Here is a 24,597-nt window from a genome sequence, read left to right as displayed (position 1 = left end):
GGTGGGGCGCACGCCGGCCGGTAGGGGTTCGCGCTGCCGACCTGTGCTTGAGACCGCCGGTCAGAACCGGCTGCGCCGGCGAACTGGGCAGGCCTCGGTTTCGGTGGATCGATGCCGTCAAGCCGCGCCATACCGGTCCGCCGGTCAGGAGCGGCTGCGCCGGCGACCCGTGCACGCCTCGGTGTCGAAGCCGTCGGGGTCGGGCCACAACGCCGCCGGTCAGGAGCGGCTGCGCCAGGGGACCTTCAGGCCGGTTCGCGGCGGGTGGCCGCCCTCAGCGGTGATCACCTCGCGGGCGATCCGCCGGAACTCCTTGCGGGCCGCGTCGGCGCCCTTGGCCGAGCCCAGCAGGGCGTGGGTGAACGTGGTCGCGTCCCAGGTGACGTGCAGGCCGTGGCGGGCCAGGTAGAAGCCGACGGCCTGGACGCGGTAGCGGTCGGTGGTGTCCAGCCAGGTGTGGGCGGCCAGGCGCCACAGCCCGCGCGCCAGCCGGTCCGGGTCGTCGGTGTCGGTCCGCACGTCCAGCAGCCGGGAGCCGATCAGCAGGTCGGCCTCGGCCCAGCGGGGGACCAGCACGGGCGCCGACACGCCCCACACCCCGGCGGGCAGTCCGCTGCCCGCCTGCCCGGTGTCGGCCCGCTTGAGCGCCGCCGGTCCGGCCGGTTCGGCGTAGTCGTGGCCCCAGCCGCGCCACAGCTCCAGCGGCCGGTCGCGCGGGTCACCGTCGGTCTGGCGCAGCCGTTCGGCCACCGCGGCCAGTTCGACGACCACCGCCTCTTCCGGCAGGTCCCACAGGTCGTCCACCGCGTAGTCCTGGCGCGCGTGCAGTTCGAGCAGTGCCACGGGCAGTTCGGCCGACGCCCAGCCCGCGAGCAGCACGCACATCCGCGCGAACCCGGCCTCCACGTTCGGCGTGCCCAGGATGCCCGCCGCGGCGTGCCCGTCGAGGTAGCGGACCAGGCGACCGAAGAACTCCGACAGCACGGGCTCGTGCCGCGTCGGCGACGACCGCGGCACCGGCCCGTCGAGGTCCACCCACCCGCCGGGAGTCGGCCGCCACGCCAGCCCGCGCGCCGCCCGGCCCGCGTCGAGGCCGCGGTGCGAGGGGAACGACGCCGCGGTCCGATCGGCCCACTCGCGCGACACCAGCCCGGCCCGGACGAGCCCGAACAGCGCCCCGTACGGCGGGGCCCCGTCCACCAGCAGCGCCAGCCGCGCGCGGAACGCGCCGTCGACCGCGACCCGGTGGCCAGGCCCGGCCGGGTCCGCGGACCGCACGGGCTCCACCCGCAGCGCGGCGGTGGCGATCGACTCGACCAGGCGCCCGGTGCCGGGGAAGCGGCCCGCGAACCAGGTGCCGAGCGCCCCGTCGTCGAGTTGGCTGGTCAGGGTCACCGGAGCATCATGCCCTCCGCGGACCGCCCCGGCTCGACCGGTGCTTCAGGGCACGGCGTCCGTGCCCCGAACCGGCTCAGCGCACCACGCGGTGGCGGAGGAAGACGACCCCCGAGTCGAAGGTGCGGGTCTCGACGAGGTCGAGCTCCACCTTGCGGTCGTTCCGGGCGAAGTACGGGGTGCCACCGCCGATCAGCACCGGGTAGACCCTGATCCGGTACTCGTCGATCAGGCCCAGGTCGGCCGCCGCCGTGGCGAGCGTCGAGCCGCCGATCCCGATGGAGCCTTCCCCCGGCTCGGCCCGCAGCCGCTCGACCTCCTCCGCCAGGCCACCGGAGGCCAGCCGGGCGTTGCCCTCCACCGCCGACAGGGTGGAGGAGAACACCACCTTGGGGAGCGGGTTCCACAGCGCGGCGAACTCCTTCTCGTGGTCCGTCGCCACGTTGGCGGGGTCCTCCCAGTACAGCATCGTCTCGTACAGCCGCCGCCCCATCAGGTGGACGTCGACCCCGCGGACCTCGTCCGTGGCGAAGCGGAAGACGTCGTCGTCGGGCGCCGCCCAGTCGATGCCGCCGTCCGAGTCGATGGTGTAGCCGTCGAGTGAGACGGCCAGCGAATAGGTCACATCACGCATCTGAAGTTCCTCCTCAAGGGGTTCGACAGTATGACCACCGAACTCCGCGGAACTCACCGCTCCACGCGGGAAGAGGCCGTCAGACCGGGTCGCGGACCAGGGCCGCGAGGATGATCTCCCGCGCCGCGCGGACCGTGGCCGTGAAGGCGGCCGGGTCGCGGCCGATGCGTTCGGCGCCCGCGCGCATGGCGCCGGACAGCAGTTCCACCACCAGGCCCACGTCGCCGACGTCGCGGAACTCCCCGCTCGCGACCCCGGCCCTGACCACGTTCTCCACCTCGACCACGATCGCGTGGAACGGACCGTCCGGCCCCTTCGGCACCTCGGCGACCAGCGGGCCGGAGCCCGGCCGGAACATGAGCTGCATGGCCTGGTCCGCGGACGCCTCCAGGACCGCCGCGACGATCTCCCGCATCCGCTCGGCCGCGGTGCCCCCGGACCGCGAGGCGACCGCGGTCACCCGCTCGACCAGCGGCGCGCACGCCCGTTCGGTCAGCGCCAGCACCAGCGCGCCCTTGTCGGCGGCGTAGTTGTAGAGCGTGTTGCGCGCGAGTCCGGCCTTGGCCGCGATGTGCCCCATGGTGATCGAGTCGTAGTCGCGTTCCAGCAGCAGTTCCCGCACCGCGTCGGCGAGGTCGGTCCACACCATCTCGTGGTGCTCCTCGATGCTGGCTCCCCGGATCCGCGGCATCCGATCATCCTCCCTCGCCGGGGCTCCCCGCTCGCGCCAGGGCCCGCTAGCCGACCTGGGCGACGCCGGACAGGTGCGCGTTCTCCTGGTACGTCGAGGTGAGCTGCACGCGGCTGAGGCGCCAGCCGTCCGCCGTCCGGACGGCCTCGTTGTCGTAGAAGCCGACGACCAGCCAGCGGTTGGGACCGCCCGCGGCGACCTCGTCCGGGAGCCAGTGCTCGGCGCGAACGTGCGCGTGGACCGTCGCGCTGTCGCCGTCGACGGCGACGACGTGCCCGGTGATGGCGTGGTGGGTCGCCGTGTAGGGCGCGAAGGACCCGCGGAGGATCTCGACGTAGTCGGCGAGCGGCACGGTCATCGGCGGGATGGCCGCGACGGAGGAGAAGTCGAGCGTCACCGGGTCGGTGAAGACCGCGCGGGGCAGGTCGGTGAACTCCTTCTGATCCGCGATGTCGGCGTACAGGCCGAGGAGTTCGATGATCTCGGCACGATCGGCGAGAGCGGTCACGGGACGGTCCTTCCACTTTTATGCGACAACCTGTCGTAAACGTTACGACAGGTTGTCGCATACTTCAAGCGGGGACCGTCACACGTGGACCGGCAGGAGCAGGGCGAGGTCGTCGTCGCCGAGCGACCCGGCGGGCACGCCCTCCGCGACCGCCCGGTGCACCCGGCGCAGGACGGCCTCGTTGAGCGGCGCGGAGCCGCCGTGCAGCCTGGCGAGCAGCACGACCTCGCCGTTGAGGAAGTCCGACTCGACCGGCGCGCCCCTGGCGACGCTCTGCCACGTCGAGCTGCCCGGCCGCTCCTTGCTGGGGATCGGCAGCGCGGTGAACCCGGCCAGGTCGACCGTGCTCTCCGCGCGGAAGTCCGCGACCGGCTGCCCGACCAGGTCGAACACCGCCCTGGCCTCCGCGCGCAGTGCCTCCGCCACGGCGTCGCGCGCCGGGCTGGGCGCGTACACGGCGGTCAGCGCGTTGGGCAGGATGGCCAGGAGCTTGCCCGCCTTCCAGCGCGCGATGTCCGGCACCACCTGCACCGCGAGGTGCGCGGCGGTGAAGTCCGCCGCGAGCGCGTCGAGCGCCGGGTGCGTGCCCGACGGGTACGCACCCACCCAGAACACGCTCGCGATCGGGCTGGACGGGGAGACGACCTCGCCGGGGGCGAGGTGGCTGGTCGCCGACCAGGTCACCGCGCCGAACACGGTCGCGAAGCGGCGCAGCGCGACCCGTTCGCTGTCCAGGCCGTTCTGGAGCAGCACGACGGTCAGCACGGCCGCGGCGGGGCCGTCGTGCCCGACGACCGGCCGCCACGCCCACGCGGCCAGCACCGACTCGACGTCCTGCGCCTTGGTCGCCACCACCAGCACGTCGTCACCGGTCAGGTCCAGCTCGTCCGGCCCGCCGACCACCGGGACGCGCACGGTGGTCGTGCCCTCCGGCCGCACGTAGCGCAGGCCGCCCTCGCGGAGGGCGGCGAGGTGCGCGCCGCGCGCCACCAGCACGCTGGACCCGCCCGCCAGGTGGAGCTGGGCGGCCACGGTCGCGCCGACCGCGCCCGCGCCGATCACCACGTACCGCGTCATCGCGGCGGCTCCCCGGTGAGTTCGTCCCGCACGATCTCCGAGCCCAGCCGCAGCCGCTCCAGGAACAGCACCACGGTCGCCGCCGCGCTGCGGTGGGTCTGGTTGTTGAGCGCGTCGTGGCCGGTCCCGGCGAGGCCGACCAACCGCGCGGAGCCGACCTTCGCGTACCAGTCGCGCACCGCGTCCAGCGGGCTGACCACGTCGTCCGCGCCGTGCACGCCGAGCACCGGGACGTCGACGGCGGTGGGGTCCGCCTGGCCGAACCACTCCGACGGGGGCGGGGCCCAGAGCGCTCCGCGCCGGACGCCCTCGTCGTCGGTGAGCCGGGTGCGGTGGGTCGGGCAGTTGGTGCGCGCGTCCAGTTCGCCCTCCCAGTCCGCCGGGGTGACGGGACCGGTGCCCGGCAGGCCGGAGAGCACCAGCGCGTCGGCGTTGACCGCGCCCGTCGCCACCAGGGCGGCGGCGAACAGCGCGCCGGTGTCGCTGCCGGCCAGCACGTGCGGCACGGGCAGGGTGTCGTCGGCGACCAGCGCGCGCACCTGCTCGGTGACGCGGTCGGCGTCCACCGTGGGATCGCCGACCACCCGCACCCGGTACGCGTCCGATCCCAGCCGCGCCCCCAGTCGTTCGTACACGCCGGGGTGCTCACCCCGGCCGGGGATGACGATGACCGTTCCCCGCGGGTTCAGCCCCTCGGGGTTGTTCCACGCCGCCACCTCGTCGAGCACTGCCACCGCGTTCTCCCTCATTGGACTTCGTTCGTCGGTCACCGTTCGGTGATCGCCTTGCCGGGGTTGAGCACGCCCGCCGGGTCGAACACGGCCTTGATCCGGCGCTGGAGGTCGAGACCGGTCTCCCCGAGTTCGGCGGCCAGCCAGTCGCGCTTGAGCAGGCCGACGCCGTGCTCGCCGGTCAGCGTCCCGCCCAGGTCCAGCGCCAGCGCGAACAGCGCGTCGACCGCGTCGCCCACGGGCGGGCCGTCCTCCTCCACCAGCACGATCGGGTGGAGGTTGCCGTCGCCCGCGTGGGCGAAGGTGAAGATCCGCACGCCGGTGTCGCGCACGATCGCCTCGATCGCCGCCACCGCGTCCGCGAGCCGGGTCGTCGGCACCACGATGTCCTCGATGAGCACCCGACCCAGCCGCTCGATGGACGGCAGCGCCTGCCTCCTGGTGGCCAGCAGCCGGTCCGCCGCGGCGGCGTCACCGGAGGTCTCCACGAGGGTCGCGGTCGCCTTCAGGGCCTCGACCACCGCGGCCATCTCCTCCTCCGCGCCGTACCCGTCCGTCTGGACCAGGAGGAACGCCCTGCCGCGGGTGCTCAGGTCACCGCCCTGGGCGTCGTCGATCGCCACGAGCGTCGCGTGGTCGAGGAACTCGATGGTCGAGGGCCGCAACCCGGCGCGGCGCAGACCGGTCACCGCCTCGACGGCCGTGCGCGCGTCCGGGAAGTACGCGGTGGCCGTCGCGGTCGACCGGGGGAGCGGCAGCAGCTTCACCGTGGCGCCGACGACCACGCCGAGCGTGCCCTCTGACCCGACGAGCAGGCTGGTCAGGTCGTAGCCCGTGACGCCCTTGAGAGTGGTGCGCCCGGTCCGCAGCAGCCGCCCGTCGCCGGTCACGACGTCCAGCGCCAGCACCGAATCGCGGGTCACCCCGTACTTGACGCAGCGCAACCCGCCCGCGTTGGTGGCGATGTTGCCGCCGATGGTGGAGAACGCGGCGCTCGCCGGGTCGGGCGCGTAGCGCAGGCCGTGCTCGGCCGCCGCCCTGTCCAGGTCCGCGGTGATCACCCCCGGTTCCACGACGGCGATCCCGTCGTCCGGGCGGATCTCCACGATCCGGTCGAGCCGCGAGAGGTCCAGCACGATCGTCCCGGTGCCCGCCAGCGCGCCAGCGGACACCCCGGAGCCCGCGCCGCGCGGGACGACCGGGACGCCGTGCTCGGCCGCGTAGGAGACGGTGCGCACGACGTCGTCGACGCTCGTGGCGTGGACGACCGCGAGCGGCAGGCCGTCCGGGACCGCCCCCGACCGGTCGAGTGCCGCCCGCGCCAGCACCTCGGGCTCCGTCGACCAGGAGGGCAGGTGGGCGAGCAGGCCGTCGAGGCCGGTCATGCCCGCGCCGGTCCGGTGGCGACCGGGCGGTCCGGGTGGTTGGCCCACTGCGACCACGAACCCGGGTACAGCGCGGGGGAGAACCCCGCGATCGTGAGCGCGACGACCGTGTGCGCGGCGGTGACGCCGGAACCGCAGTAGGCGGCCACCGGCCGGTCCCCGTCCACGCCCAGCGCGGTGAACCGCTCGCGCAGCCGGTCCGCGGGCAGGAACGTCCCGTCCTCGGCGAGGTTGTCGGACGTGGGAGCGCTGACGGCGCCGGGGATGTGACCGGCGCGCGGGTCGACCAGCTCGGTCTCGCCCCGGTAGCGGGCGCCCGCGCGGGCGTCGAGCAGCACGCCGTCGGCAGGGAACGCCGCGGCGGCGTCGATGTCCACTGTGGACAGGTGGTGCGGGCGCAGCGTGATCGTGCCCCGCGCGGGCCGTTCGGGGCCGGTCGCGAGCGGGAGGCCCGCCGCGACCCACGCGGGCAGGGCGCCGTCCAGCAGGCGGACGTCGGCCACCCCGGCGTCGCGCAGCAGCCACCACGCCCGCGCGGCGGCGAGGTTGCCCGCGCCGTCGTAGACCACCACGGTGTCGCCGTCGTCCAGACCCCAGCCGCGGGCGGCCTCCTGGAGGTCCGCGGTGTCCGGCAGCGGGTGCCGACCGTCCCGCGGGTCCCCGTGGCGCGCCAGGTCCGCGTCGAGGTCGACGTACACCGCGCCGGGGACGTGACCCGCGAGGTGGTCGGCACTCCCGTCGGGAGCGCCGAGGCTCCAGCGGACGTCGAGGACGCGGACGGTGGGCAGGACGGCTGCGAGTTCCGCCGCGGAGATGAGGATCGGCACGACGCAAACCTAAGCCGGACAACGGATCGCCGTCCAAGCACGATCGGTGATGGGTGCCGATCGAGTTGCCTGATGCGTCGCTAGCCCGCGAGCCTCGACGCGGGTGCCGCGTCGAAGAAGCCCTCCAGGGCGTTCATCGCCGTGGCGGCCAGTTCGGCGTCCAGATCCTTGCGGGTGGCCAGGTGCACGCCGATCACGCCGAGATCGGGCAGGTCGTGCCGCTGCACGAGCCCGTGCGGCGTCACCCCGGCCGACGGCAGCACGGCCACGCCGAGCCCGGCGCGGGCCGCCGCGATCACCCCTTCGAGGCTCGTCGACTCCGCCGTCACCTCGACCCGGTGCCCGGCCTCCGCGAGCCGCCGCAGGGCGCGCTGCCTCATGCCGCACGGTTCCCGGTAGGCGACCAGCGACAACGACTGCTCGCGCTGCGGCACCGGCCGCGCCGGAGCCGAGTACCAGCGCAGCGGCAGCGTGCCCACGAGCTGCCCGTGCGTGTCGCCCGCGAAACCCAGCAGCACGGCCAGGTCGATCGAGCCCTTGAGCACCGCCTCGGTCATCTGGGTGGACCGGTCGATGTGGAACTGCACCCCACGACCGGGGTAGGCGTCCCGCAACGTGGTCAGCAGCCGCGGCAGCACCTGCTCCGCGGCGGTCTCGGTCGACCCGATCGTCACCGGCGGCAGGGTCGTCGCGTCCAGCCGCGCCAACGCCTCGTCGTGCGCGGCGAGGATCTGCCGCGCCTCGATCAGCAGCCGCTCACCCGACGCCGTGAACCGCGTCCGCCGCCCGTCCTTCTCGACCAGCGTCCGCCGCAGCCGCTTCTCCAGCAGCCGTACGTGCTGGCTCACCGCGGGCTGGCTCAGGTGCAACGCCGTGGCCGCCCGCCCGAACCCGCCGTGGTCCGCGATGGCGACGAAGGTCCGGAGCTGCCCCAGGTCCAACGACTCGTTCGCCACCAGCCCTCCCCACGTGCGCCACCCGACCGCTGTCCGGGTCGAAGCTACGGACGGGTCCGCCGCTCGGTCAACGGTGATCGCATCGTGGGAACCGCGCGATGACCTGCGCCACAGTGCCGTGGAGTCAGACCACCGCTTCGACCGGACCGCGGGCGAGGATCTCGTCGACGGTCTGCTCCGGCGTCTGGTCGGAGGTGTCGAGCCACAGCCCGACGCGCGGCGTCTCGTGCCGCAGCGCGTCGTCGAGCTGCTCGATCGCCCAGGTCCCGTAGGCGTTCTTGCCGCGCCCGGCCTCGCGGGCCGCGATGGCGCCGGGGCTCGGGGCGAGCACGACGACGAGCAGCGGCCGACTCCGGATCAACGCGATCATCCCGGCGAGTTCCTCCCCGAGCACGACGTCCTGCACCACCACCGTGAAACCCGCCTGGAAGTAGGCATCCCCCACCTCGGCGGCCAACCGGTAGCGCAACCGGAGCTGTTCGAGCGCCTCGTCGGACGCGCCGGGCGCCATCTCCACCCGCCCACCCACGACCATGCGCCGGAACACGTCACCGCGCACGTGCACCGAACGCGGCAGCCGTTCGGCGAGCGCCTGGGCGACCGTCGACTTGCCTGCGGCCTGGATGCCGGTGATGAGGATGACCGCGGGGTCGGTCCAGGGCGTGGTCATGGGCTCCCGTCCTCCGGTCCACTGTGGACCCGGTCGTCTCAGCGCGAGCAGGCCGTCACCGCGGCCGGTGGGGTCGAGGGCCAACTCGCAGCCTGCCGGATCTGCTCCTCGGACACCACCACGGCGTCGATCGCGGCATCGGCGACCGTCGCCTTGTCCAACACCGCGCCCGCGAGGTTCGCCCCGCGCAGGCACGCACCGGACAGGTCCGCGCCGCCCAGATCCGCTCCGGCCAGGTCCGCCCCGCGCAGATCGGCACCACGCAACCGGGCCGCGCGGAGGTTCACCCCACGCAGATCGGCACCCGCCAGCTTGGCACCTTCCAGCACGGCGCCCCGCATCGACGCCCCCCGAGCTTGCCAACCGTCCAGTTGCACATCGCGGAGCACCTGCCCGTCGACGTTGATCACCAGCCCTCTCGCCGCCTTGTCGCGCAACTCGCCGATGTCGGGCGTGGAGGTCGAACCGACGGGTCTGCCGCTGAGGAAACCGAGGCTGTAGCTGAGGTAGACACCGATCAGCACGAGGCAGACCGCCACCGCCACGGCCAGGTGAACGGGGCGTGGGAACACTCCCGCGCCGATGTAGAGCACAAGCACACCGCTGATCCCGGCTCCGGCGAGCAGGGCGCCGAACGGGCCCAGCCACTGGCCGAACGCGGCCATGGCCGCGATGACGACGACCGGCCAGATCCAGAGCCAACGGTCGCGCTTGCGCGGTGCGTCCGGGGCGGGCGGTGGCGCCGCCAGAGCAGCGGAAGGCGTGAACAGGCGGCGCGGTTGGTTCGGCCTGCTGGTCTGGGGCGCCTGTCCGCGTGGAGCGGCGTCAAGCGGTCGTCGCGTGGTCGTGCCCGGCTCACCCCCGTCGTCCTCGTCACCAGCCACAGCGACATGGTCGCAGGTCGTGGGCGGTTGTGGTCATTCGATCTGAGCCTCCTCGGGTGCCGAACCGCAGGATGTCGGCGAGCCGGTGTCCTGCGTGGCGGGCGGGCGCTCGTAGCGCAGGGAAACGTTGCTGTCGAAGGCGAAGATCCTCATCAGCTTCGCGTTCCTCGCGCGTTCCTCGTCTCCGTCGCGCACCTCGGTGAGCCGCAGGCGGTCGTACAGGTCGAACCGGCTGAGGTCGGTCAGAACCGCGAGGCTGGTGCCGTACTCGTGGGCGAGCGCGACCGCGCCCCGGTAGGAGAAGAAGGCGACCGCGTAAGGCACGACGGCGAGCAGCAGCCAGAAGCCGTGACGCCCCATCACGACCAGCGTGACCAGGGTCGCGCACAGGGCGACGAACGCGGTTCGCGTAGCGAGTTCGAGCTGGGTCCGCTGGTCCCGGACGTAAGCGATCTCCCGCTCACCGCCGACCATGGCCAGCCTGGGGATGGTGCTCAGCGGATCCAGTCCGTACGGCTTGCCCACGGAGTTCTCGTAGCGCCGCAGCACATTCCCGAGCGTCGTCGGGAGCACTTCGCCGATCCGCGGATATCCGCCGCGGATCCGCTGGCTCTCGACCCTGGTGATCGCCGCGTGGACGGCCTCGACGGGAACGTCCCAGTACCACAACGCCGCCGGGCCGTGCTTCCGCACGACCGCGTCGGCGGACGCCTCGGCCGAACGCAGTGCTGCCAGTCTGCGGCGGTGGTGAGCGGTTCGGGCCGTGGCCAGCGCGACACCGAGCCTCGAGTTGCCCCAGTACCCCTCGAAGACCTGGATGAGGACGAACTGGAGCGGGTTCGTCGCCAGCGCCAGTACCAGCGCCGCGAGCCCGAGCAACGCGACCTCGTGCAGCGAGACCGAGGCGAGCGCGGACCAGTTCACCGGTCCGGCACCCGCGACCCGGACCAGTACGTAGGTGTACGCGACGAGCAGGGCCGACGGCAGCGTGCTCACCACGGTGAAATACCGGCCGACCTTGCCGGAACCCGACGTGATGGTGCTGATGACGGTGCTCATGAGTACTGCTCCCGCGGCTGTACGGCACCGCAGAGCGCGCAGGTGATCGCGGAGCTGTCGATCAAGAAGACGAAGATTTCCGCTTCGCAGGTCTCACAGGGCCGGTATTGGTAGTAGAAGGTGTGCTCCTCGGGCCCGGCGCAGACGAATTCCTCCTCGACGTTCACTCCGATCGCCTGGCATCGAGGGCAGGGCAGAGCTTCGAACCAGTGCTGGTTCTCGCACTCCCATTCGAGGCCGTTCCAGGTGAACGCGACCGCGCGGCAGTGGAGGCAGTGAGCCCAGCGGAACGGACCGTCCCAGCCGCACTGCGCGCTGTGCGGCGCGATCTGCTCCGACGCGGCTCCGCACACCGGACAGGGCTCTGCGGCCGTCGACTCCCCTCGGTAACCGGGAGGACGGTTCGGCGGATAGCTCAAGAGCACCACCGCCCGGAGCAGCCGATCAGTGCTCGTCCAGGCTAGGCGACCGCGCGTCCCCGGACGTCCGCCATTCGGGGCAGCCGGACGCCCACCGCGGTCTACGTAGGTTTCGCCGACGCGACACCGCCTCCCGCCGCGGGATCGTCGTCCCGGCAGCCCACAGCCGGGATGCCGCCCCGTACGGAAGGACCGCCATGTCAGTCGGAGCCGTTCTCCTCGACCGTCCCACCTCCACCGCCGACCGGGTCGGGCGGGTGCTGTTGGCGTTGTGCGCCGTCTCCACCCTCGGCGCGTTCGCGAACGGGGTCCTGATCATGACGCAGGTGTCCGACGCGCGAGTGATCACCGAGGCGTGGCGGACGTTCGCGTACCTCGTGTTCGCCGGGCTGTGGGCGATGATGGCCGCGGCTCCGCGCAGGCAGCCCGGTGTGTGGGAGCTGGTGCTCCTCCAGAAGACCGCGATCACCGTGTTCGCGCTCGCGGCGCTGGACCTGCCCGACGCGCGGATGACCTTCTTCGTCGACCTGTCCCTCGTGGTGGCGACCACGGCGGCCTACGTGCTGTGCCGGGGTTGGGAGGGCTGGCGGACGTCCGCCGTCAGGTCGTCGTGAGGATGCGGCGGGGGTTGTCGACGAGCATCCGGTCGATCTGCCGCTGGGTCGTGCCGAGTGCCAGCAGGGCGGGGATGACCTCGTCGTGCAGGTGGGTGAAGCGCCAGCGGGGCAGCAGTTCGCGCTTCACGTCGACGTCGAAGTTGTGGGTGAAGCACGCCGCGTCGTGCGACAGGACCATGCGCTCGTCGTAGCCCTCCGCGCAGAGGGCGGCGACGGTGGCGACGCGGTCCTCGAACGGGAGCATCAGGTCCAAGCCGAAGCGGTCCATGCCGATGTACGACCCGGCGTCCATCAGCTTGCGCAGGTACACCAGGTCCGTGGTGTCGCCGGAGTGGCCGATCACCACGCGCTCCAGGTCGACGCCCTCCTCGCGGAAGATCGCCTGCTGCTCCAGCCCACGTTCGGTCAGGGCGTGGGTGTGGGTCGAGATCGGCACGCCGGTGTCCAGGTGGGTGCGGGCGACCGCGCGCAGGACCCGCTCCACGCCCTCCGTCACGCCGGAGCGGTCGGTGGCGCACTTGAGGATCGCGGCCTTGACGCCGGTGTCGCCGATGCCCTGGGTGATGTCGCGGGTGAAGAACTCGGTGAGCAGCTCGGGCCCGTCGACCAGCTTCCCCGGCCCGCGGAACCGGAAGAACATGGGGACGTCGTCGTAGGTGTAGAGGCCGGTGGCGGCGAGGATCTGCACGTCGACCTGCTTGGCGACCTCGACGACGCGGGCGGTGTCGCGCCCGAGCCCGAGGACGGTGAGGTCGACGATCGTGCGCACCCCGCGCGAGGCGACGTCCTGGAGCTTCTGGACGGCGTCCGCCATCCGCTCCTCCTCGTCCCAGCGGCCGGGGTAGTTCGACTCGATCTCCTGGTCGAGGACGAACACGTGCTCGTGCATGAGGGTTTGACCGAGGTCGTCGGCGTCGATCGGACCGAGGACGGACTCAACTGCGGGCATCGCCGGAACTCCTCTCCTGGAGATCAGAACTTCGCGATCACGGTTTCCTGGAAGCGGGCCAGCTCGTCGGCGATGTGCTCCTGGTCGAAGAGCAGCGTCGAGAGGGACACGCGGTCGACGCCCAGCTCCGCGAGCCGGTGCAGGACGTCGAGGTTCGTCAGCTCGTCGCGGTTCTTCGTCCAGCGGCTGGTGATCTCGATGGCGTCGGGGTCGCGGCCGTGCTCCACGGCCTCCCTGCGGCACCGCTTGAGCAGCACGTCGAGCCGGTCGCGGTCGTAGCCGCCGGGGAAGAACCCGTCGCCCAGCCTGCCCGCGCGGATGGCCGCCGGGACGGTGAAGCCGCCGATGTGGATCGGCACCGACGCCCCGTGCGGCCTCGGTGAGCTGACCACGCCGCGGAAGTCCACCGAGCCGCTGCTGAAGTCGGCCGGTTCACCCGACCAGAGCGCGCGCATCGCGCCGATCGTGTCGTTCATCCGCGGCCCCCGGTCCTCGAAGCCGACGCGCAGCGCGTCGAACTCCTCGCGCAGCCAGCCCGCGCCCACGCCGAGCAGCGTCCGCCCGCCGGAGAGCCGGTCGAGCGTCGCGACCTCCTTGGCCGTGATCAGCGCGTTGCGCTGGGGGAGGACCAGCACGGCGGTGCCGAGCTTGATCGTGCTCGTGCGGGCCGCCACGTACGCCATCCAGACCAGCGGGTCGGCGATGGGGTGGTCCGGGGCGAACGGGATCCGGCCGTCGGCCGTCTCGGGGTAGAGCGGTTCGTACTCGGTGGGCAGCACGACGTGCTCGATGGTCCACAGCGAGTCGAACCCGCTGGCCTCCGCCGCGACCGCCAGTTCGACGGCCGCCTCCGGGTTCGAGTAGGGGCCGATGTTCCCGTGGGTCAGTCCGAATCTCATGCCCGGCGACTCCTTGATCTTGTGTGTTCCAGAACACTACTTGACACTGAATTCAGGTTCAAGTTACATGCTCGCAACACCCCAGCCAGTGAGAACCGGGAGCCGCCAGGTGTCTGACGCCGCAACCTTCGCCCCGCCTGCCGCACCCGCGAACGCCGAGCTCTCGGCGATGTTCCGGCCGCGCGCCATCGCCGTGCTCGGCGCGTCCGGTCGGGTCGGCAACCCCTTCGCCCGCCCGTTGACCTACCTCGTCGAGCACGGGTTCGCGGGGGAGATCTACCCGGTGAACCCCGGCTACCGGACCCTCGGCGGCCTCACCTGCTACCCCTCGCTGGAGGACCTGCCCGGTGAGGTCGACCTGGTCCTGATGCTGGTGTCCGCGACCGAGGTCGTGCGCCAGTTGCCCGCCGTGGCCGCGGCCGGTGCGAAGGCGGCGGTGGTGTTCGCGTCGGGCTTCGCCGAGACCGGGCCGGACGGCCAGGCCCTCCAGGACGAGCTGGTCCGCCAGGCCCGCCTGCACGGCGTCCGGCTGCTCGGGCCCAACTGCCAGGGGCTCGTCGCGGTCCACGACCACGTGGTCGCGTCGTTCACCGCCGCGCTCGAACTGGGCGTGCCCGAGCCGGGCAACATCGCCTACATCGGCCAGAGCGGCGCCGTCGGCGGCTCGATCTTCAGCCTGGCCAGGGAGCGCGGCCTGCGGATCGGCACCTGGGCCAGCACCGGCAACCAGGCCGACCTCGGCGCGACCGAGATCGCCAACTTCCTGGTCGAGGACCCGCGGATCGAGGTGCTGACGATGTACCTCGAGAGCCCGGTGCCCGGCGACGAGTTCAACCGGCTGACCGCGAGGGCGGCCGAACTGGGGAAGTCGGTCCTGGTGCTCCGGTCGGCGGTGTCCGGGTCGGGGGCGCGGGCGGCAACGTCGCACACCGGCGCGATCATCGGCGACCACGCGGCGTTCACCGCGATGTGCCGCGAGCGCGGGGTCGTCCAGGCCGACGACGTCGAGGACTTCATCGCCACCGCCCACGCGCTGAGCGTGCTGCCGCGCTCCGGCGGCGACCGGCTCGGCATCATCACGACCTCTGGCGGCGCGGGCAGTCTGGCGGCCGACCAGGCCGAGGCGTGCGGGATGACCGTCGACGACCTCACCGAACCGGTGCGGCGCAGGCTCTCCGAGGTCGTCCCGGACTTCGGCGCTGTGTCCAACCCGGTCGACGTGACCGCGCAGATGTTCAAGGCCAACGAGACCGACGGGTTCATCGCGGTCTGCGACGAGGTGCTGGCCGACCCCACGGTCGACTCGGTGCTGGTCGTCCTGACCATGGTGACCGGCGACCTGGCGACGTCCATGGCCCACGGGCTGTGCGGGCTCTGGGCCCGCGCGACCAAGCCGGTGGCGGTCGTGTGGCTCGCCGCCCGGCAGCAGACCGCCGAGGCCAGGGAGATCCTGCGGGCCGCGGGGATGCCGGTGTTCGACTCGCCGCGCGTCGGCGTCGGCGTGCTGCACGCGCTGGCCACGAGCGCCCCGCCGCCGTCCCGCTCCTTCAGCCAGGTGACCGCGTCGGACATGACCGTCGCGGACGTCCTCAGTGGACTCCACGGCGGTGTGATCACCGAGCACGAGGGCGCGGAGGTGTTGACAGCGCTGGGGATCAGCCGTCCCGAGGAGCGCTTGGTCGGGTCCGCGGACCAGGCCGCCGACGCCGCACGGGCACTGGGCGGCCCGCTGGTGCTGAAGATCCAGTCGCCCGAGGTCCTGCACAAGACCGAACGCGGGGGCGTGCGGCTCGGGGTCGGCGTCGACGAGGCGGCGGCGGTGTACGACGAGATCGTCGTCCGCTTCGCCGCCGAGGGCGCGACCGACGTGCTCGTGCAGCAGCAGGTGGGGGAGGGGCCCGAGCTGCTCGTCGGGATCACCAACACCGAACCCGGCTTCCCGCCGCTGCTCACCGTCGGCATGGGCGGCGTGACCACCGAGCTGTACCAGGACACCACGACCAGGCTCGCCCCCGTCGACGCGCGGACGGCCATGGAGATGGTGCTGGAGCTGAAGGCCGCGCCGCTGCTGACCGGCTTCCGCGGCCAGGCCGGGCACGCGCTGAACGCCGCCGCCGACGCCATCGCGACGCTCAGCAGGCTCGCCGTCCTGGTGGGTGACCGGCTGGTCGAACTGGAGGTCAACCCGCTGCGCCTGGTCGACGCCGGGGAGCGGGCCATCGCGCTGGACTTCCTGCTACGGCTGGGCGACCCGTCCGGCACCACCGAGGAGACGACCGCATGACACCCGAGGTCCGGTTCGAGGTCGAGCACGGGATCGCCGTCCTCACCATCAGCAACCCGTCCATCAAGAACGCGCTCACGCTGAAGATGTCCCACCAGCTCACCGAGTTCTGCGAGCGGATCGACGCCGACCAGTCCATCGGCGCCGTGGTGGTCCGGGGCGACGGCGGCACGTTCTGCTCCGGCGCGGACACCCGCTCGTGGAGCGGGACCTACGCGGACCCCATGAGCGACAGCGCCTACGCCGAGACGGACGACATCTACGGCGCGTTCTACCGGGTCGGGCAGATCAAGGTCCCGACCATCAGCGCCGTGCGCGGGGCGGCGGTCGGCGCCGGGCTGAACCTGGCGCTGGCCACCGACCTGCGGATCGTCGCCGAGGACGCCCGGCTCATCGCGGGCTTCCTCAAGGCGGGCATCCACCCCGGCGGCGGGTTCTTCACCATCTCCTCCCGCGTGGCCGGACGTGAGGCCGCCGCGGCGATGGGCGTGTTCAGCGAGGAGGTCTCCGGCACCCGCGCCGTCCACATCGGACTCGCGTGGGAGGCGGTCGCCGACGACGCGGTCGAGGCGCGGGCGCTGGAACTGGCCGGGCGCGTCGCCGGGGACCCGGTGCTGGCCCGCCGGGTGGCGAAGTCGTTCCGCGCGGAGGCCGACCCGTCGCCGCTGCCGTGGTCGACGGCCATCGAGGTCGAGCGCGGCGTGCAGATCTGGACCCAGGCCCGGCGACTCCGGGGCGCCGTCGAGGGGGATGGCCGATGATCGAGTTCCGACCGTCGGCACTGACCGACGACGAGGAAGCCCTGCGCACGCAGGTGCGCGAGTTCGTGGCCGCGGAGTTCCCCAGCGGGACCTACCTGCCCGAACTGGGCATCAACGCCGCCGCCGACGCGGAGTTCAGCCGCAGGCTGGCCGCCCGCGGCTGGGTCGGCATGGTGGTGCCCGAGGAGTACGGCGGGCCGGGGAGGTCGGCGACCGAGCGCTTCCTCGTCGTGGAGGAGCTGCTCGCCGCGGGCGCGCCGGTCGGGGCGCACTGGGTCGCCGACCGCCAGACCGCGCCGGTCATCCTGAGCTTCGGCAGCGAACGGCTCAAGCGCGAGTTCCTGCCCCGCATCGTCAAGGGCGACGCGTTCTTCTGCCTGGGCATGAGCGAACCCGACAGCGGGTCCGACCTGGCGTCGGTGCGCACCAGGGCGACCCGCACCGACGGCGGCTGGCTGCTCAACGGCCGCAAGGTCTGGACGTCGGGCGCGCAGTACTGCCACTACGCGATGACGCTGTGCCGCACGTCCCCGCAGGAGGGGCGCAAGCACGTCGGCCTGAGCCAGCTCATCGTCGACCTGAGGTCGGACGGCCTCACCGTGTCGCCCATCAGGCTGCTCAACGGGCAGCACCACTTCAACGAGGTGGTGTACGAGGACGTCTTCGTCCCCGACCACATGGTGCTCGGCGAGGTCGGCTCCGGCTGGCACCAGGTCACCTCCGAACTGGCCTACGAGCGCTCGGGCCCGGACCGGTTCCTCACGACCTTCCCGGTGCTGCGGTACTTCCTGGACTTCCGCCGGGCGGCCGGTCCGGAGGCGGAACTCCGCCTCGGCGCGCTCGCCGCCCGGTACTGGGTGCTGCGCAACATGTCCCTGTCCATCGCCAGGGCGCTCGACGAGGGCCAGGTGCCCGCGGTCGAGGCGACGCTGGTGAAGGACCTCGGCACCTCCTTCGAGCACGACGTGCTCGACCTCGTCCGCGACCTCGCGGGCGGCGAGCAGGACCCGGACGGCGACCTGTTCGACCGGCTGCTGGCCGAGGCGACCGTCACCGCCCCGACCTTCACCCTGCGCGGCGGCACCAACGAGGTGCTGCGCACCGTCGCCGCCAAGCACCTCCTGCGCGAGAAGCGGAGAGCGGTATGAGCGACGAACTCGAACTGCTGGACGACACGCTGGCCGCGATCTTCGCGAAGCACTTCGACCGCTCCGCGCGGACCGCCGCGGGCCGCGAGTTCCCGCGCGACCTGTGGACCCTGCTGGACAAGGCGGGGCTGACGGCGCTCGGCGGTGACGGGGCCGGGCTCACCGAACTCGTCGTGCTGGCGCGGGCCGTCGGCCGGGCCGCCGCGCCGGTGCCGCTGGTGGAGACGGCGGGGCTCGCGGCCTGGCTCGTGGCCGAGGCGGGCGTCGACCAGCCCGATGGGATCACGACCTGCGCGGTCGGCCACCCCGACGATGACCTGCGCGTGGTCCGCGACGGCGATGGCTGGACCGTGAGCGGAACGCTGCACCGCGTCCCGTGGGGCAGCGACAGCGACCACGTGACGGCGGTGGTGGACGGCACGACGCTCGTCGTCCTGCCCGCGACGCAGGTGGTCCGGCGCGGGGTGAACCTCGGCGGCGAGCCGCGCGACACCCTGGAGTTCCGCGACGTCCGCGCGCACGCCGTGGTGGACAGCCCCGTCGGGTCGGACGCGCTGCGGGAACGGGGAGCCGTGCTGCGCGCCGCCGCGATGGCGGGCGCGATGGAGTCCGTCCTGGAGCTGTCGCTGACCTACGCCGGTGAACGCGAGCAGTTCGGCAAGCCGATCTCGTCCTTCCAGGCGGTGCAGCAGCACCTGGTCGCCATCGCCGAGGAGACCCTGTGCGCCGGGATGGCGGTGCGCCTCGCCGCGGCCGCCTCGCCGGAGCAGCGGACGTTCGCCGCGGCGGCGGCGAAGAACACGGCGGGTTGCGCGGCGCAGGTCGTGACCAGGCGGGCGCACCAGGTCCACGGCGCCATCGGCGTCACCGACGAGCACGCGCTCCCGTGGTTCACCACGCGGCTGTGGGCGTGGCAGGACGAGTTCGGCTCGGCCCGCGAGTGGGCGGGCCTGCTGGGCCGCGGCGTGATCGCGGACGGTGGGGCGGGTCTCTGGCCACGGCTCAGCGCGAGCGTGGGCACCGGGGAGGACGGATGACCGAGCCGCCGCTGCTGCTGCACGTCGCCGACTCCGTGGCGACGGTGACGCTGAACCGCCCGGACCACCTGAACGCGTTGAGCACCGAGCTGCAACGCGAACTGGTCGAGGTGTTCGCGGACCTGGACCGCGACGACTCGGTCCGGGTCGTGCTGCTCACCGCGAACGGGGACCGCGCGTTCAGCGCGGGCGCGGACCTGAAGCAGATGAACGGGAACGACCGGTCGGGCGCTGCGGCGTACCTGCCGATGGCCGGACCGACCCGGAACCTGTACGAAACGGTGCTGGAGTGCGGGAAACCGACGCTCGCGGTGCTGCACGGCTGGGTCGTCGGAGGCGGCCTGGAACTGGCGATGGCGTGCGACCTGCGCATCGCGAGCGACGACGCGCGGCTGATGCTGCCGGAGTCGAAGGTGGGGCTGGGGGCGAACTTCGGCAGCCAGATGCTGCCGAGACTGGTGCCGATGGGGATCGCGTTCCAGATGCTGTACCTGGGCGAGCCGCTCGACGCGGTCGACGCCCACCGGGTGGGACTGGTCAACTGGCTCGCGCCGCGCGCGGAGCTGGACGACCGGGCCCGCGGGATCGCGGCGCAGCTCGTCGAGCGCGCGCCGGTGACCCTGCGCCGCTACAAGGCGATGGTGCGGGTGGGCTCGACGCTGCCCATCTCGACCGCGCTCCGCCTCGATCCGGGCCCGAGCCCGTACACGAGCGCCGATCGGCTTGAGGGGGCCGCGGCGTTCGTCGAGAAGCGAAAACCGCACTGGACCGGTCGTTGAGGCCGGGTTTTCGCCCGCACGACAGCACGACAACTCCTCGGGCGCGACGCGCCTCCCAATGGCGAGAGGTACCAACGATGGCCACCAACAAGTCCCACGGTCTGCTCGACATCCAGGCGTCCCGCCGCCGCTTCCTGATGGGGGCGGGAGCACTGGGGGCCACCGGTTTCCTGGCCGCGTGCGGTGACGGCGGGTCCGCGTCCGGCGGCAGCGGCGACGGCAACCCGATCACCATCGGCTACGTCGCCTCGCTCACCGGCGCCACGGCGGCGTACGGCACCCAGACCCTCAACGCGCTCCAGTTGGCCGCCAAGGACCTCAACGGCCTCGGCGGGATCCTCGGCCGCCAGGTCGTGATCAAGGCCGTCGACAACCAGTCCAAGCCGGACGCCGTGCCCGCGCTGATGAAGCAGCTCGTGCAGGACGGCTGTCGGATCATGCTCGGCGCGTCCGCCAGCCCGCCCACCGTCGTCGCGGCGACGACCGCCGACCAGATCAAGGTGCCGCTGCTGGTGCCGATGGAGGCCGCCGCGTCGATCATCGGCGACGGCCGCAAGTACGCGTTCAAGCTCGAACCCACGATGCTCGCCGACAAGGGCTGGGCCGCCGCGTCGGTGCGGGCCGTCATGGCGGGCGCCAAGGCCGCGGGCAGCCCGGTGAGAACCGCGCTGATCGTCCACGCCAGCCTCGGCGCCTTCCCGGAGGCGAAGACCGCCTGGGAACGCACCCTCAAGGACGAGTTCCCCGACGTCCGGCTCCTGGAGACGATCTCCTACGACGAGGCGTCCACGAGCGACTACGCGCCGCTGGTGAGCAAGGTGCAGGCGGCGAACCCGGACGTGCTGATCTTCGGCGGAAACCCGCAGGGCACGTTCCAGTTCTACCCCGCGCTCAAGGCGTCCGGGTTCGTCCCGCGCGCCACGGTCGGCGTGCTCGGCGGCAACACCAACACCAAGTTCGTCGAGTCGGCGGGCGACATCGCCGAGAACGACCTGGCGGGCAGCTACTGGACCGAGAAGCTGAAGGGCAAGGAGGGCTCCAAGTTCTCCCCCCAGAAGTTCTACGACGACTACCGGGCGGCCTACGACGGCCAGAAGCCGGACGGCATCGGCGCCTGCTACTACTCGGCGCTCGCCGTCGCCGCCGAGGCGATCACGATCGCGGGCACGGCGGACGACTCGGAGAAGATCGCGCAGGCGCTGCGCAAGGTCGACTTCGACGGCCTGGGCGGTGACAAGAACGGCATGTACATCATCGGCCACGGCGTGAAGTTCGACGAGAAGGGCCTGAACACCAAGGCCGAGGGCATCGTCACGCAGTTGCAGGGCGGCGAGTTCATCCCCGTGTACCCGGAGAACGTCGCCACCGCCAAGATGGTCTACCCGCGCCCCGGAAGCAAGTAAGCGCCATGACCACGCTGGAGATCGAGGGCCTCACCGTGAAGCGGGGCCGGTCCGAGGTGCTGCACCAGGTCGACCTGGTGGTCCGCGAGGGGGAGTGCGTCTGCCTCGTCGGGTCGAACGGGGCGGGCAAGACGTCGCTGATCGAGGGTGTGCTGGGACTGCTGCCCACCAAGGCGAAGACCCTGTCGTTCCAGGGGGAGTCGCTGCTCGGCGTCCGCCCGTGGGACCGGGTCCGCCGCGGGCTGGTCGTGGTCCCGCAGAACCGGGACCTGTTCGCGGGCATGACCGTGGAGGAGAACCTGCGGCTCGGCGCCATCGCGGCGGGTGACCGGACGACGGCCGACACCGTGCTGGCCGAGATCTACGAGCTGTTCCCGCGGCTGGCCGAGCGCGCCGAACAGCTCGCCGGAACGCTCAGCGGAGGGGAGCGGAGCATGCTCGCCATCGGCCGGGGGCTGATGTCCCGACCGAAGATGCTCGTCTTCGACGAACCGTCGCTCGGCTTGGCGCCGCTGGTGGTCACGTCGATCATGCGCACCATCGCGCGGATCAACGAACGCGGGACGACGGTCCTGCTGGTCGAGCAGAACGTGCACCAGGCGTTCGCCCTCGCCTCCAGGGCCTACGTCCTGGAGAACGGGGTCATCGCGGGCGAGGGCCCGACCGACGAGCTGGCCGACTCCGAGCTGATGCGGCGCGGTTACCTCGGCAGCGCCGCGACAGGAGGGGTGGTGACCACATGAGCACGGTGCTCCAACTCGCGTCCACCGGACTGCTCCAGGGGCTCATCTACTCGCTGATCGGCATCGGGCTGTACCTGGTGTTCACCGTCATGCGGGTGGTGAACTTCGCCCACGGCTACTTCGTGCTCATCGGCATGTACGGCGTGCTCTCCCTGGAGCCCAAGGGGTTCTTCCCCTTCCTCGGGGCGGTCGTCGTGGCGGCGCTGGGCGGCGCGCTCGTCGGGTACCTGGTGCAGCGGCTCCTGCTGGAGTCCGGTCTGGCCAAGGGCGGCCACAGCCAGCTCGTGATCACCCTGAGCCTGGGCATCGCCATCCAGTACCTGTTCCAGGTCCTGCACCCGGAACCGTTCGAGACGATCCCCAACCCGTACCCGTTCGAGGCCTTCACCTCGTCCGGCGTGACGATCAGCGCACCCCGGATGGCCGCGGGCGTGCTGAGCCTCGTGCTCGTGCTGGCCGTGTCGTTCCTGGTCTACCGGACCAGGATCGGCACGATCATCCGGGGCTGCTCGGAAAGCCTCAACGGCGCGATCCACGTGGGCATCAACGTGCGCCGCGTCTACCGGCTGACCTTCGCGCTCGGCTGCGGGCTCGCGGCCGTCGCGGGCGGCCTGCTGCTGCCGATCCAGCCGGTGTCGCCCGCGCTGGGGCTCGAACTGACCATCAAGGCGTTCATCGTCGTGGTCATCGGCGGCGCGGGCTCGCTGTGGGGGACGGTCGCGGCGGGAGTCCTGCTGGGACTGGCCGAGGCGCTCGGCAGCCTGTACGCGCCGGGGACCTTCGCGACGGCGCTCGTGTACGGCCTGTTCTTCCTGGTGATCCTGGTCAGGCCGCAGGGCCTGGTGGTGCGGGCGGCTTCGCGGATCAAGCCGGCCGAGACCTCGACGAAGGTGGGTGTGGGATGACGCTCCGGAATCCGCTGCGGTACCTCGACACTCCACTGAGGAGGGTCAACGCCGTCGTCGTCACCGTCGCGCTGCTCTTCGCGCTGGTGTACCCGTACCTGGTGCCGCCGCCCATGGTGGGCGTGGGGTTCGTCGCGCTGCTCTACGCGCTGCGCAACTTCACCTGGAACATCGCGGGCGGCTACGTCGGCCAGCTCTCCCTGTCGCACATCGTGGCGTTCGGCACGGGCGCGTTCTCCGTCGCCGTCCTGACCTGGCGCCACGAGGTCAACGCGTGGATCGCGCTGGTGGTGGGCGTGCTGATCTCGGCCGTGGTCGGGTTCCTGATCAGCCTGCTGATGAGCAGGTTCGGCGTGAACGCGTTCTTCCTGGCGCTCGGCACGCTCGCGCTGAGCCTGGCCGCCGCGGGCGTCGCCGCCTCGTGGACCTTCCTGGGCGACACCAACGGGATCTCCTACTCGGGCAGCGAGGAGGGCTTCGCGCACCTGATGTGGTACATCGACCCGAGCGGCTTCTACTACACGACGCTGGGCTTCCTCGTCGTGATCACGATCGGGATCGCCGCGCTGATGAGGTTCACCCACTTCGGCCGGTCGCTGCCGTTCATCCGGGAGGACCCGGTGATCGCCGCGAGCATGGGCATCAAGGTCGTCCGCAACCAGGCGCTGGCGATGGCGCTGAGCATGGGGCTCACCTCGATCGCCGGAACCCTGATCGCGCAGTACGTCCAGATCGTCAGCTACGAGTCCGTGCTGACCGTGGAGATCGGCGTGGCCATGATGGTCGGCTCGATCATCGGCGGAGCGGGGACGCTCGCCGGTCCGATCGTCGCGGGCATCGGCATCGCCGTGCTGGAGGAGTTCCTGCGCTCGTTCGCCGTCTCCTCGGCGAACGTCAGCAGCTACACGCAGATCGCCTACGCGGTGGTGGTGATCCTGCTGCTGCGCTTCGGGACGGGCGGGATCATGCCGCTCTGGGAGGCCGGGGTGCGGCGGGTGTTCGGCACCGGGCGGAAACCGGTCGCGCCCGCCGCGGCCGAACCGGTCGGCGAACTGGTCGACGGGAGGGTGGGCTGATGCTGACCGTCGCGAACGTCGCCAAGAGCTTCGGCGGGCTCCACGTCCTGCACGACGTGAACTTCACCGCCGAGTCGGCCTCCATCACCGCCCTGATCGGACCCAACGGCGCGGGCAAGTCCACCCTGGTCAACATCATCGGCGGCGTCCTGCGCCCCGACGGGGGGACGGTCCACCTCGACGGCGAGGACGTGACCGGCGTGCCGTCGGCCACCGCCTTCGCCAAGGGCATCACCCGCACCTTCCAGATCTCGGGCAACGTCGGCGCGCTCAACGTCTTCGAATCCGTCGCGGTGGCGGCCTACCGGCAGGCCCGCGGCTACCGGGAGGCCAACGCGCTGGCCCGCGCCGAACTGGAGCGGTTCGAGCTGTGGGAGTACCGCGACCAGCAACTCGGCAGCATCCCGACGGCGCTGACCCGGCTGGTCGACTTCGCGCGGGCGATGGTGTCCCGGCCCAAGGTCCTGCTGCTGGACGAGGTCATGGCGGGGCTCACCCCGCACGAGGTCGACCTGGTCATCCGGCAGGTCGGCACGTGCCGGGAGCAGGGCGTGGCCATCGTTATGATCGAGCACGTCATGCAGGCCGTCGAGGCACTGGCGGACCACGTGGTCGTGCTGAACCAGGGCCAGGTGATCGCGAGTGGCTCACTCGGGGACGTGAGCCGCAACGCGGAGGTCGTCGAGGCGTACCTCGGAACCCCTCCTTCGGAGCGCGACGAGGTTCGCGTTCCCGCCGACAACCCGGCAAAGGGGTAGTG

26 protein-coding genes are annotated in these 24,597 nt (G+C 72.2%); 11 read left to right on the top strand and 15 right to left on the bottom strand.

Annotated features, from left to right (window positions below; translation table 11 throughout):
- Window positions 1–219: 219 nt before the first annotated feature.
- The 13 genes from NZH93_RS01410 to NZH93_RS01350 form a co-directional block, all read right to left on the bottom strand.
- Window positions 220–1,395, bottom strand: a complete 1,176-nt coding sequence (locus NZH93_RS01410) for a hypothetical protein (RefSeq protein WP_259621012.1) — start codon at window positions 1,393–1,395, stop codon at window positions 220–222.
- A 76-nt stretch (window positions 1,396–1,471) separates the two neighbouring features.
- Window positions 1,472–2,029, bottom strand: coding sequence for a dihydrofolate reductase family protein (locus NZH93_RS01405; protein WP_259621011.1), 558 nt, complete (start codon window positions 2,027–2,029; stop codon window positions 1,472–1,474).
- Window positions 2,030–2,108: 79 nt separating this feature from the next.
- Entirely contained in the window at window positions 2,109–2,720 is a 612-nt protein-coding gene (locus tag NZH93_RS01400; RefSeq protein WP_259621010.1) for a TetR/AcrR family transcriptional regulator, read from the bottom strand.
- Between the two features lie 46 nt (window positions 2,721–2,766).
- Entirely contained in the window at window positions 2,767–3,228 is a 462-nt protein-coding gene (locus tag NZH93_RS01395) for a nuclear transport factor 2 family protein (RefSeq protein ID WP_259621009.1), read from the bottom strand.
- Between the two features lie 78 nt (window positions 3,229–3,306).
- Window positions 3,307–4,305: a ketopantoate reductase family protein gene (locus tag NZH93_RS01390; RefSeq protein ID WP_259621008.1), complete on the bottom strand. Its 999-nt coding sequence runs from the start codon at window positions 4,303–4,305 to the stop codon at window positions 3,307–3,309.
- On the bottom strand, window positions 4,302–5,039 hold the full coding sequence (locus NZH93_RS01385) for an alpha/beta hydrolase (RefSeq protein ID WP_259621007.1): 738 nt from the start codon (window positions 5,037–5,039) through the stop codon (window positions 4,302–4,304). Before NZH93_RS01385 ends, NZH93_RS01390 begins: the two co-directional genes overlap by 4 nt.
- A gap of 32 nt (window positions 5,040–5,071) precedes the next feature.
- Window positions 5,072–6,421 carry an FAD-binding oxidoreductase gene (locus tag NZH93_RS01380; protein WP_259621006.1) on the bottom strand — a complete coding sequence of 450 codons (1,350 nt, stop codon included), beginning with the start codon at window positions 6,419–6,421 and terminating at the stop codon, window positions 5,072–5,074.
- A complete protein-coding gene (locus NZH93_RS01375; RefSeq protein WP_259621005.1) occupies window positions 6,418–7,248 on the bottom strand; it encodes a sulfurtransferase in 831 nt (276 codons plus the stop codon). Before NZH93_RS01375 ends, NZH93_RS01380 begins: the two co-directional genes overlap by 4 nt.
- A gap of 80 nt (window positions 7,249–7,328) precedes the next feature.
- Window positions 7,329–8,204 (bottom strand): LysR family transcriptional regulator, encoded by an 876-nt coding sequence (locus NZH93_RS01370; protein ID WP_259621004.1) that lies wholly within the window; start codon window positions 8,202–8,204, stop codon window positions 7,329–7,331.
- A 124-nt stretch (window positions 8,205–8,328) separates the two neighbouring features.
- Complete coding sequence (locus tag NZH93_RS01365; RefSeq protein ID WP_259621003.1) at window positions 8,329–8,874, bottom strand: AAA family ATPase; 546 nt, start codon at window positions 8,872–8,874, stop codon at window positions 8,329–8,331.
- Window positions 8,875–8,912: 38 nt separating this feature from the next.
- Window positions 8,913–9,758 (bottom strand): pentapeptide repeat-containing protein, encoded by an 846-nt coding sequence (locus NZH93_RS50465; protein WP_259621002.1) that lies wholly within the window; start codon window positions 9,756–9,758, stop codon window positions 8,913–8,915.
- Between the two features lie 33 nt (window positions 9,759–9,791).
- Entirely contained in the window at window positions 9,792–10,817 is a 1,026-nt protein-coding gene (locus NZH93_RS01355) for a hypothetical protein (RefSeq protein WP_259621001.1), read from the bottom strand.
- Window positions 10,814–11,236, bottom strand: coding sequence for a hypothetical protein (locus NZH93_RS01350; RefSeq protein ID WP_259621000.1), 423 nt, complete (start codon window positions 11,234–11,236; stop codon window positions 10,814–10,816). Before NZH93_RS01350 ends, NZH93_RS01355 begins: the two co-directional genes overlap by 4 nt.
- Window positions 11,237–11,433: 197 nt before the next feature.
- Here NZH93_RS01350 and NZH93_RS01345 point away from each other — a divergent pair, with 197 nt between their 5' ends.
- Entirely contained in the window at window positions 11,434–11,850 is a 417-nt protein-coding gene (locus NZH93_RS01345; protein ID WP_259620999.1) for a hypothetical protein, read from the top strand.
- On the opposite strand, the gene NZH93_RS01340 is transcribed toward NZH93_RS01345, so the two are convergent.
- Both NZH93_RS01340 and NZH93_RS01335 read right to left on the bottom strand, forming a co-directional pair.
- A complete protein-coding gene (locus NZH93_RS01340; protein ID WP_259620998.1) occupies window positions 11,837–12,802 on the bottom strand; it encodes a phosphotriesterase family protein in 966 nt (321 codons plus the stop codon). The genes NZH93_RS01345 and NZH93_RS01340 overlap by 14 nt on opposite strands.
- Before the next feature lie 23 nt (window positions 12,803–12,825).
- Window positions 12,826–13,701, bottom strand: a complete 876-nt coding sequence (locus NZH93_RS01335) for an LLM class F420-dependent oxidoreductase (protein ID WP_259620997.1) — start codon at window positions 13,699–13,701, stop codon at window positions 12,826–12,828.
- A 109-nt stretch (window positions 13,702–13,810) separates the two neighbouring features.
- On the opposite strand from NZH93_RS01335, the gene NZH93_RS01330 reads away from it, so the two are divergent.
- The 10 genes from NZH93_RS01330 to NZH93_RS01285 all read left to right on the top strand — a co-directional run bounded on the left by NZH93_RS01330 (window position 13,811) and on the right by NZH93_RS01285 (window position 24,595).
- A complete protein-coding gene (locus NZH93_RS01330) occupies window positions 13,811–15,985 on the top strand; it encodes an acetate--CoA ligase family protein (protein WP_259620996.1) in 2,175 nt (724 codons plus the stop codon).
- On the top strand, window positions 15,982–16,746 hold the full coding sequence (locus tag NZH93_RS01325; RefSeq protein WP_259620995.1) for an enoyl-CoA hydratase/isomerase family protein: 765 nt from the start codon (window positions 15,982–15,984) through the stop codon (window positions 16,744–16,746). The genes NZH93_RS01330 and NZH93_RS01325 overlap by 4 nt, the downstream gene beginning before the upstream one ends.
- Window positions 16,743–17,894 (top strand): acyl-CoA dehydrogenase family protein, encoded by a 1,152-nt coding sequence (locus tag NZH93_RS01320; RefSeq protein WP_259620994.1) that lies wholly within the window; start codon window positions 16,743–16,745, stop codon window positions 17,892–17,894. The genes NZH93_RS01325 and NZH93_RS01320 overlap by 4 nt, the downstream gene beginning before the upstream one ends.
- Entirely contained in the window at window positions 17,891–18,931 is a 1,041-nt protein-coding gene (locus NZH93_RS01315) for an acyl-CoA dehydrogenase family protein (protein ID WP_259620993.1), read from the top strand. The genes NZH93_RS01320 and NZH93_RS01315 overlap by 4 nt, the downstream gene beginning before the upstream one ends.
- Window positions 18,928–19,710: an enoyl-CoA hydratase/isomerase family protein gene (locus NZH93_RS01310; RefSeq protein WP_259620992.1), complete on the top strand. Its 783-nt coding sequence runs from the start codon at window positions 18,928–18,930 to the stop codon at window positions 19,708–19,710. Before NZH93_RS01315 ends, NZH93_RS01310 begins: the two co-directional genes overlap by 4 nt.
- A 77-nt stretch (window positions 19,711–19,787) precedes the next feature.
- Entirely contained in the window at window positions 19,788–21,113 is a 1,326-nt protein-coding gene (locus tag NZH93_RS01305; protein WP_259620991.1) for an ABC transporter substrate-binding protein, read from the top strand.
- Window positions 21,114–21,118: 5 nt separating this feature from the next.
- Window positions 21,119–21,856 carry an ABC transporter ATP-binding protein gene (locus tag NZH93_RS01300; protein ID WP_259620990.1) on the top strand — a complete coding sequence of 246 codons (738 nt, stop codon included), beginning with the start codon at window positions 21,119–21,121 and terminating at the stop codon, window positions 21,854–21,856.
- Window positions 21,853–22,761: a branched-chain amino acid ABC transporter permease gene (locus NZH93_RS01295; protein WP_259620989.1), complete on the top strand. Its 909-nt coding sequence runs from the start codon at window positions 21,853–21,855 to the stop codon at window positions 22,759–22,761. The genes NZH93_RS01300 and NZH93_RS01295 overlap by 4 nt, the downstream gene beginning before the upstream one ends.
- Window positions 22,758–23,837 carry a branched-chain amino acid ABC transporter permease gene (locus tag NZH93_RS01290; RefSeq protein ID WP_259620988.1) on the top strand — a complete coding sequence of 360 codons (1,080 nt, stop codon included), beginning with the start codon at window positions 22,758–22,760 and terminating at the stop codon, window positions 23,835–23,837. The genes NZH93_RS01295 and NZH93_RS01290 overlap by 4 nt, the downstream gene beginning before the upstream one ends.
- The gene (locus NZH93_RS01285; protein ID WP_259620987.1) at window positions 23,837–24,595 is read left to right on the top strand and encodes an ABC transporter ATP-binding protein; all 759 of its coding nucleotides are present in this window, start codon (window positions 23,837–23,839) and stop codon (window positions 24,593–24,595) included. Before NZH93_RS01290 ends, NZH93_RS01285 begins: the two co-directional genes overlap by 1 nt.
- Window positions 24,596–24,597: the final 2 nt, after the last annotated feature.

Source organism: Umezawaea endophytica (assembly GCF_025061645.1).
Classification (GTDB): domain Bacteria; phylum Actinomycetota; class Actinomycetes; order Mycobacteriales; family Pseudonocardiaceae; genus Umezawaea; species Umezawaea endophytica.
Note: the sequence above shows the minus strand (reverse complement) of the source record. Positions and strands in the feature narration are given on the sequence as shown.

Excerpts from the sequence above, each read along its gene's own strand:
- NZH93_RS01405 (WP_259621011.1), bottom strand. The coding sequence starts at position 2,029 with ATGCGTGATGTGACCTATTCGCTGGCCGTCTCACTCGACGGCTACACC.
- NZH93_RS01400 (WP_259621010.1), bottom strand. The coding sequence starts at position 2,720 with ATGCCGCGGATCCGGGGAGCCAGCATCGAGGAGCACCACGAGATGGTG.
- NZH93_RS01390 (WP_259621008.1), bottom strand. The coding sequence starts at position 4,305 with ATGACGCGGTACGTGGTGATCGGCGCGGGCGCGGTCGGCGCGACCGTG.
- NZH93_RS01380 (WP_259621006.1), bottom strand. The coding sequence starts at position 6,421 with ATGACCGGCCTCGACGGCCTGCTCGCCCACCTGCCCTCCTGGTCGACG.
- NZH93_RS01365 (WP_259621003.1), bottom strand. The coding sequence starts at position 8,874 with ATGACCACGCCCTGGACCGACCCCGCGGTCATCCTCATCACCGGCATC.
- NZH93_RS01355 (WP_259621001.1), bottom strand. The coding sequence starts at position 10,817 with ATGAGCACCGTCATCAGCACCATCACGTCGGGTTCCGGCAAGGTCGGC.
- NZH93_RS01345 (WP_259620999.1), top strand. The coding sequence starts at position 11,434 with ATGTCAGTCGGAGCCGTTCTCCTCGACCGTCCCACCTCCACCGCCGAC.
- NZH93_RS01340 (WP_259620998.1), bottom strand. The coding sequence starts at position 12,802 with ATGCCCGCAGTTGAGTCCGTCCTCGGTCCGATCGACGCCGACGACCTC.
- NZH93_RS01335 (WP_259620997.1), bottom strand. The coding sequence starts at position 13,701 with ATGAGATTCGGACTGACCCACGGGAACATCGGCCCCTACTCGAACCCG.
- NZH93_RS01325 (WP_259620995.1), top strand. The coding sequence starts at position 15,982 with ATGACACCCGAGGTCCGGTTCGAGGTCGAGCACGGGATCGCCGTCCTC.
- NZH93_RS01320 (WP_259620994.1), top strand. The coding sequence starts at position 16,743 with ATGATCGAGTTCCGACCGTCGGCACTGACCGACGACGAGGAAGCCCTG.
- NZH93_RS01315 (WP_259620993.1), top strand. The coding sequence starts at position 17,891 with ATGAGCGACGAACTCGAACTGCTGGACGACACGCTGGCCGCGATCTTC.
- NZH93_RS01310 (WP_259620992.1), top strand. The coding sequence starts at position 18,928 with ATGACCGAGCCGCCGCTGCTGCTGCACGTCGCCGACTCCGTGGCGACG.
- NZH93_RS01305 (WP_259620991.1), top strand. The coding sequence starts at position 19,788 with ATGGCCACCAACAAGTCCCACGGTCTGCTCGACATCCAGGCGTCCCGC.
- NZH93_RS01300 (WP_259620990.1), top strand. The coding sequence starts at position 21,119 with ATGACCACGCTGGAGATCGAGGGCCTCACCGTGAAGCGGGGCCGGTCC.
- NZH93_RS01295 (WP_259620989.1), top strand. The coding sequence starts at position 21,853 with ATGAGCACGGTGCTCCAACTCGCGTCCACCGGACTGCTCCAGGGGCTC.
- NZH93_RS01290 (WP_259620988.1), top strand. The coding sequence starts at position 22,758 with ATGACGCTCCGGAATCCGCTGCGGTACCTCGACACTCCACTGAGGAGG.
- NZH93_RS01285 (WP_259620987.1), top strand. The coding sequence starts at position 23,837 with ATGCTGACCGTCGCGAACGTCGCCAAGAGCTTCGGCGGGCTCCACGTC.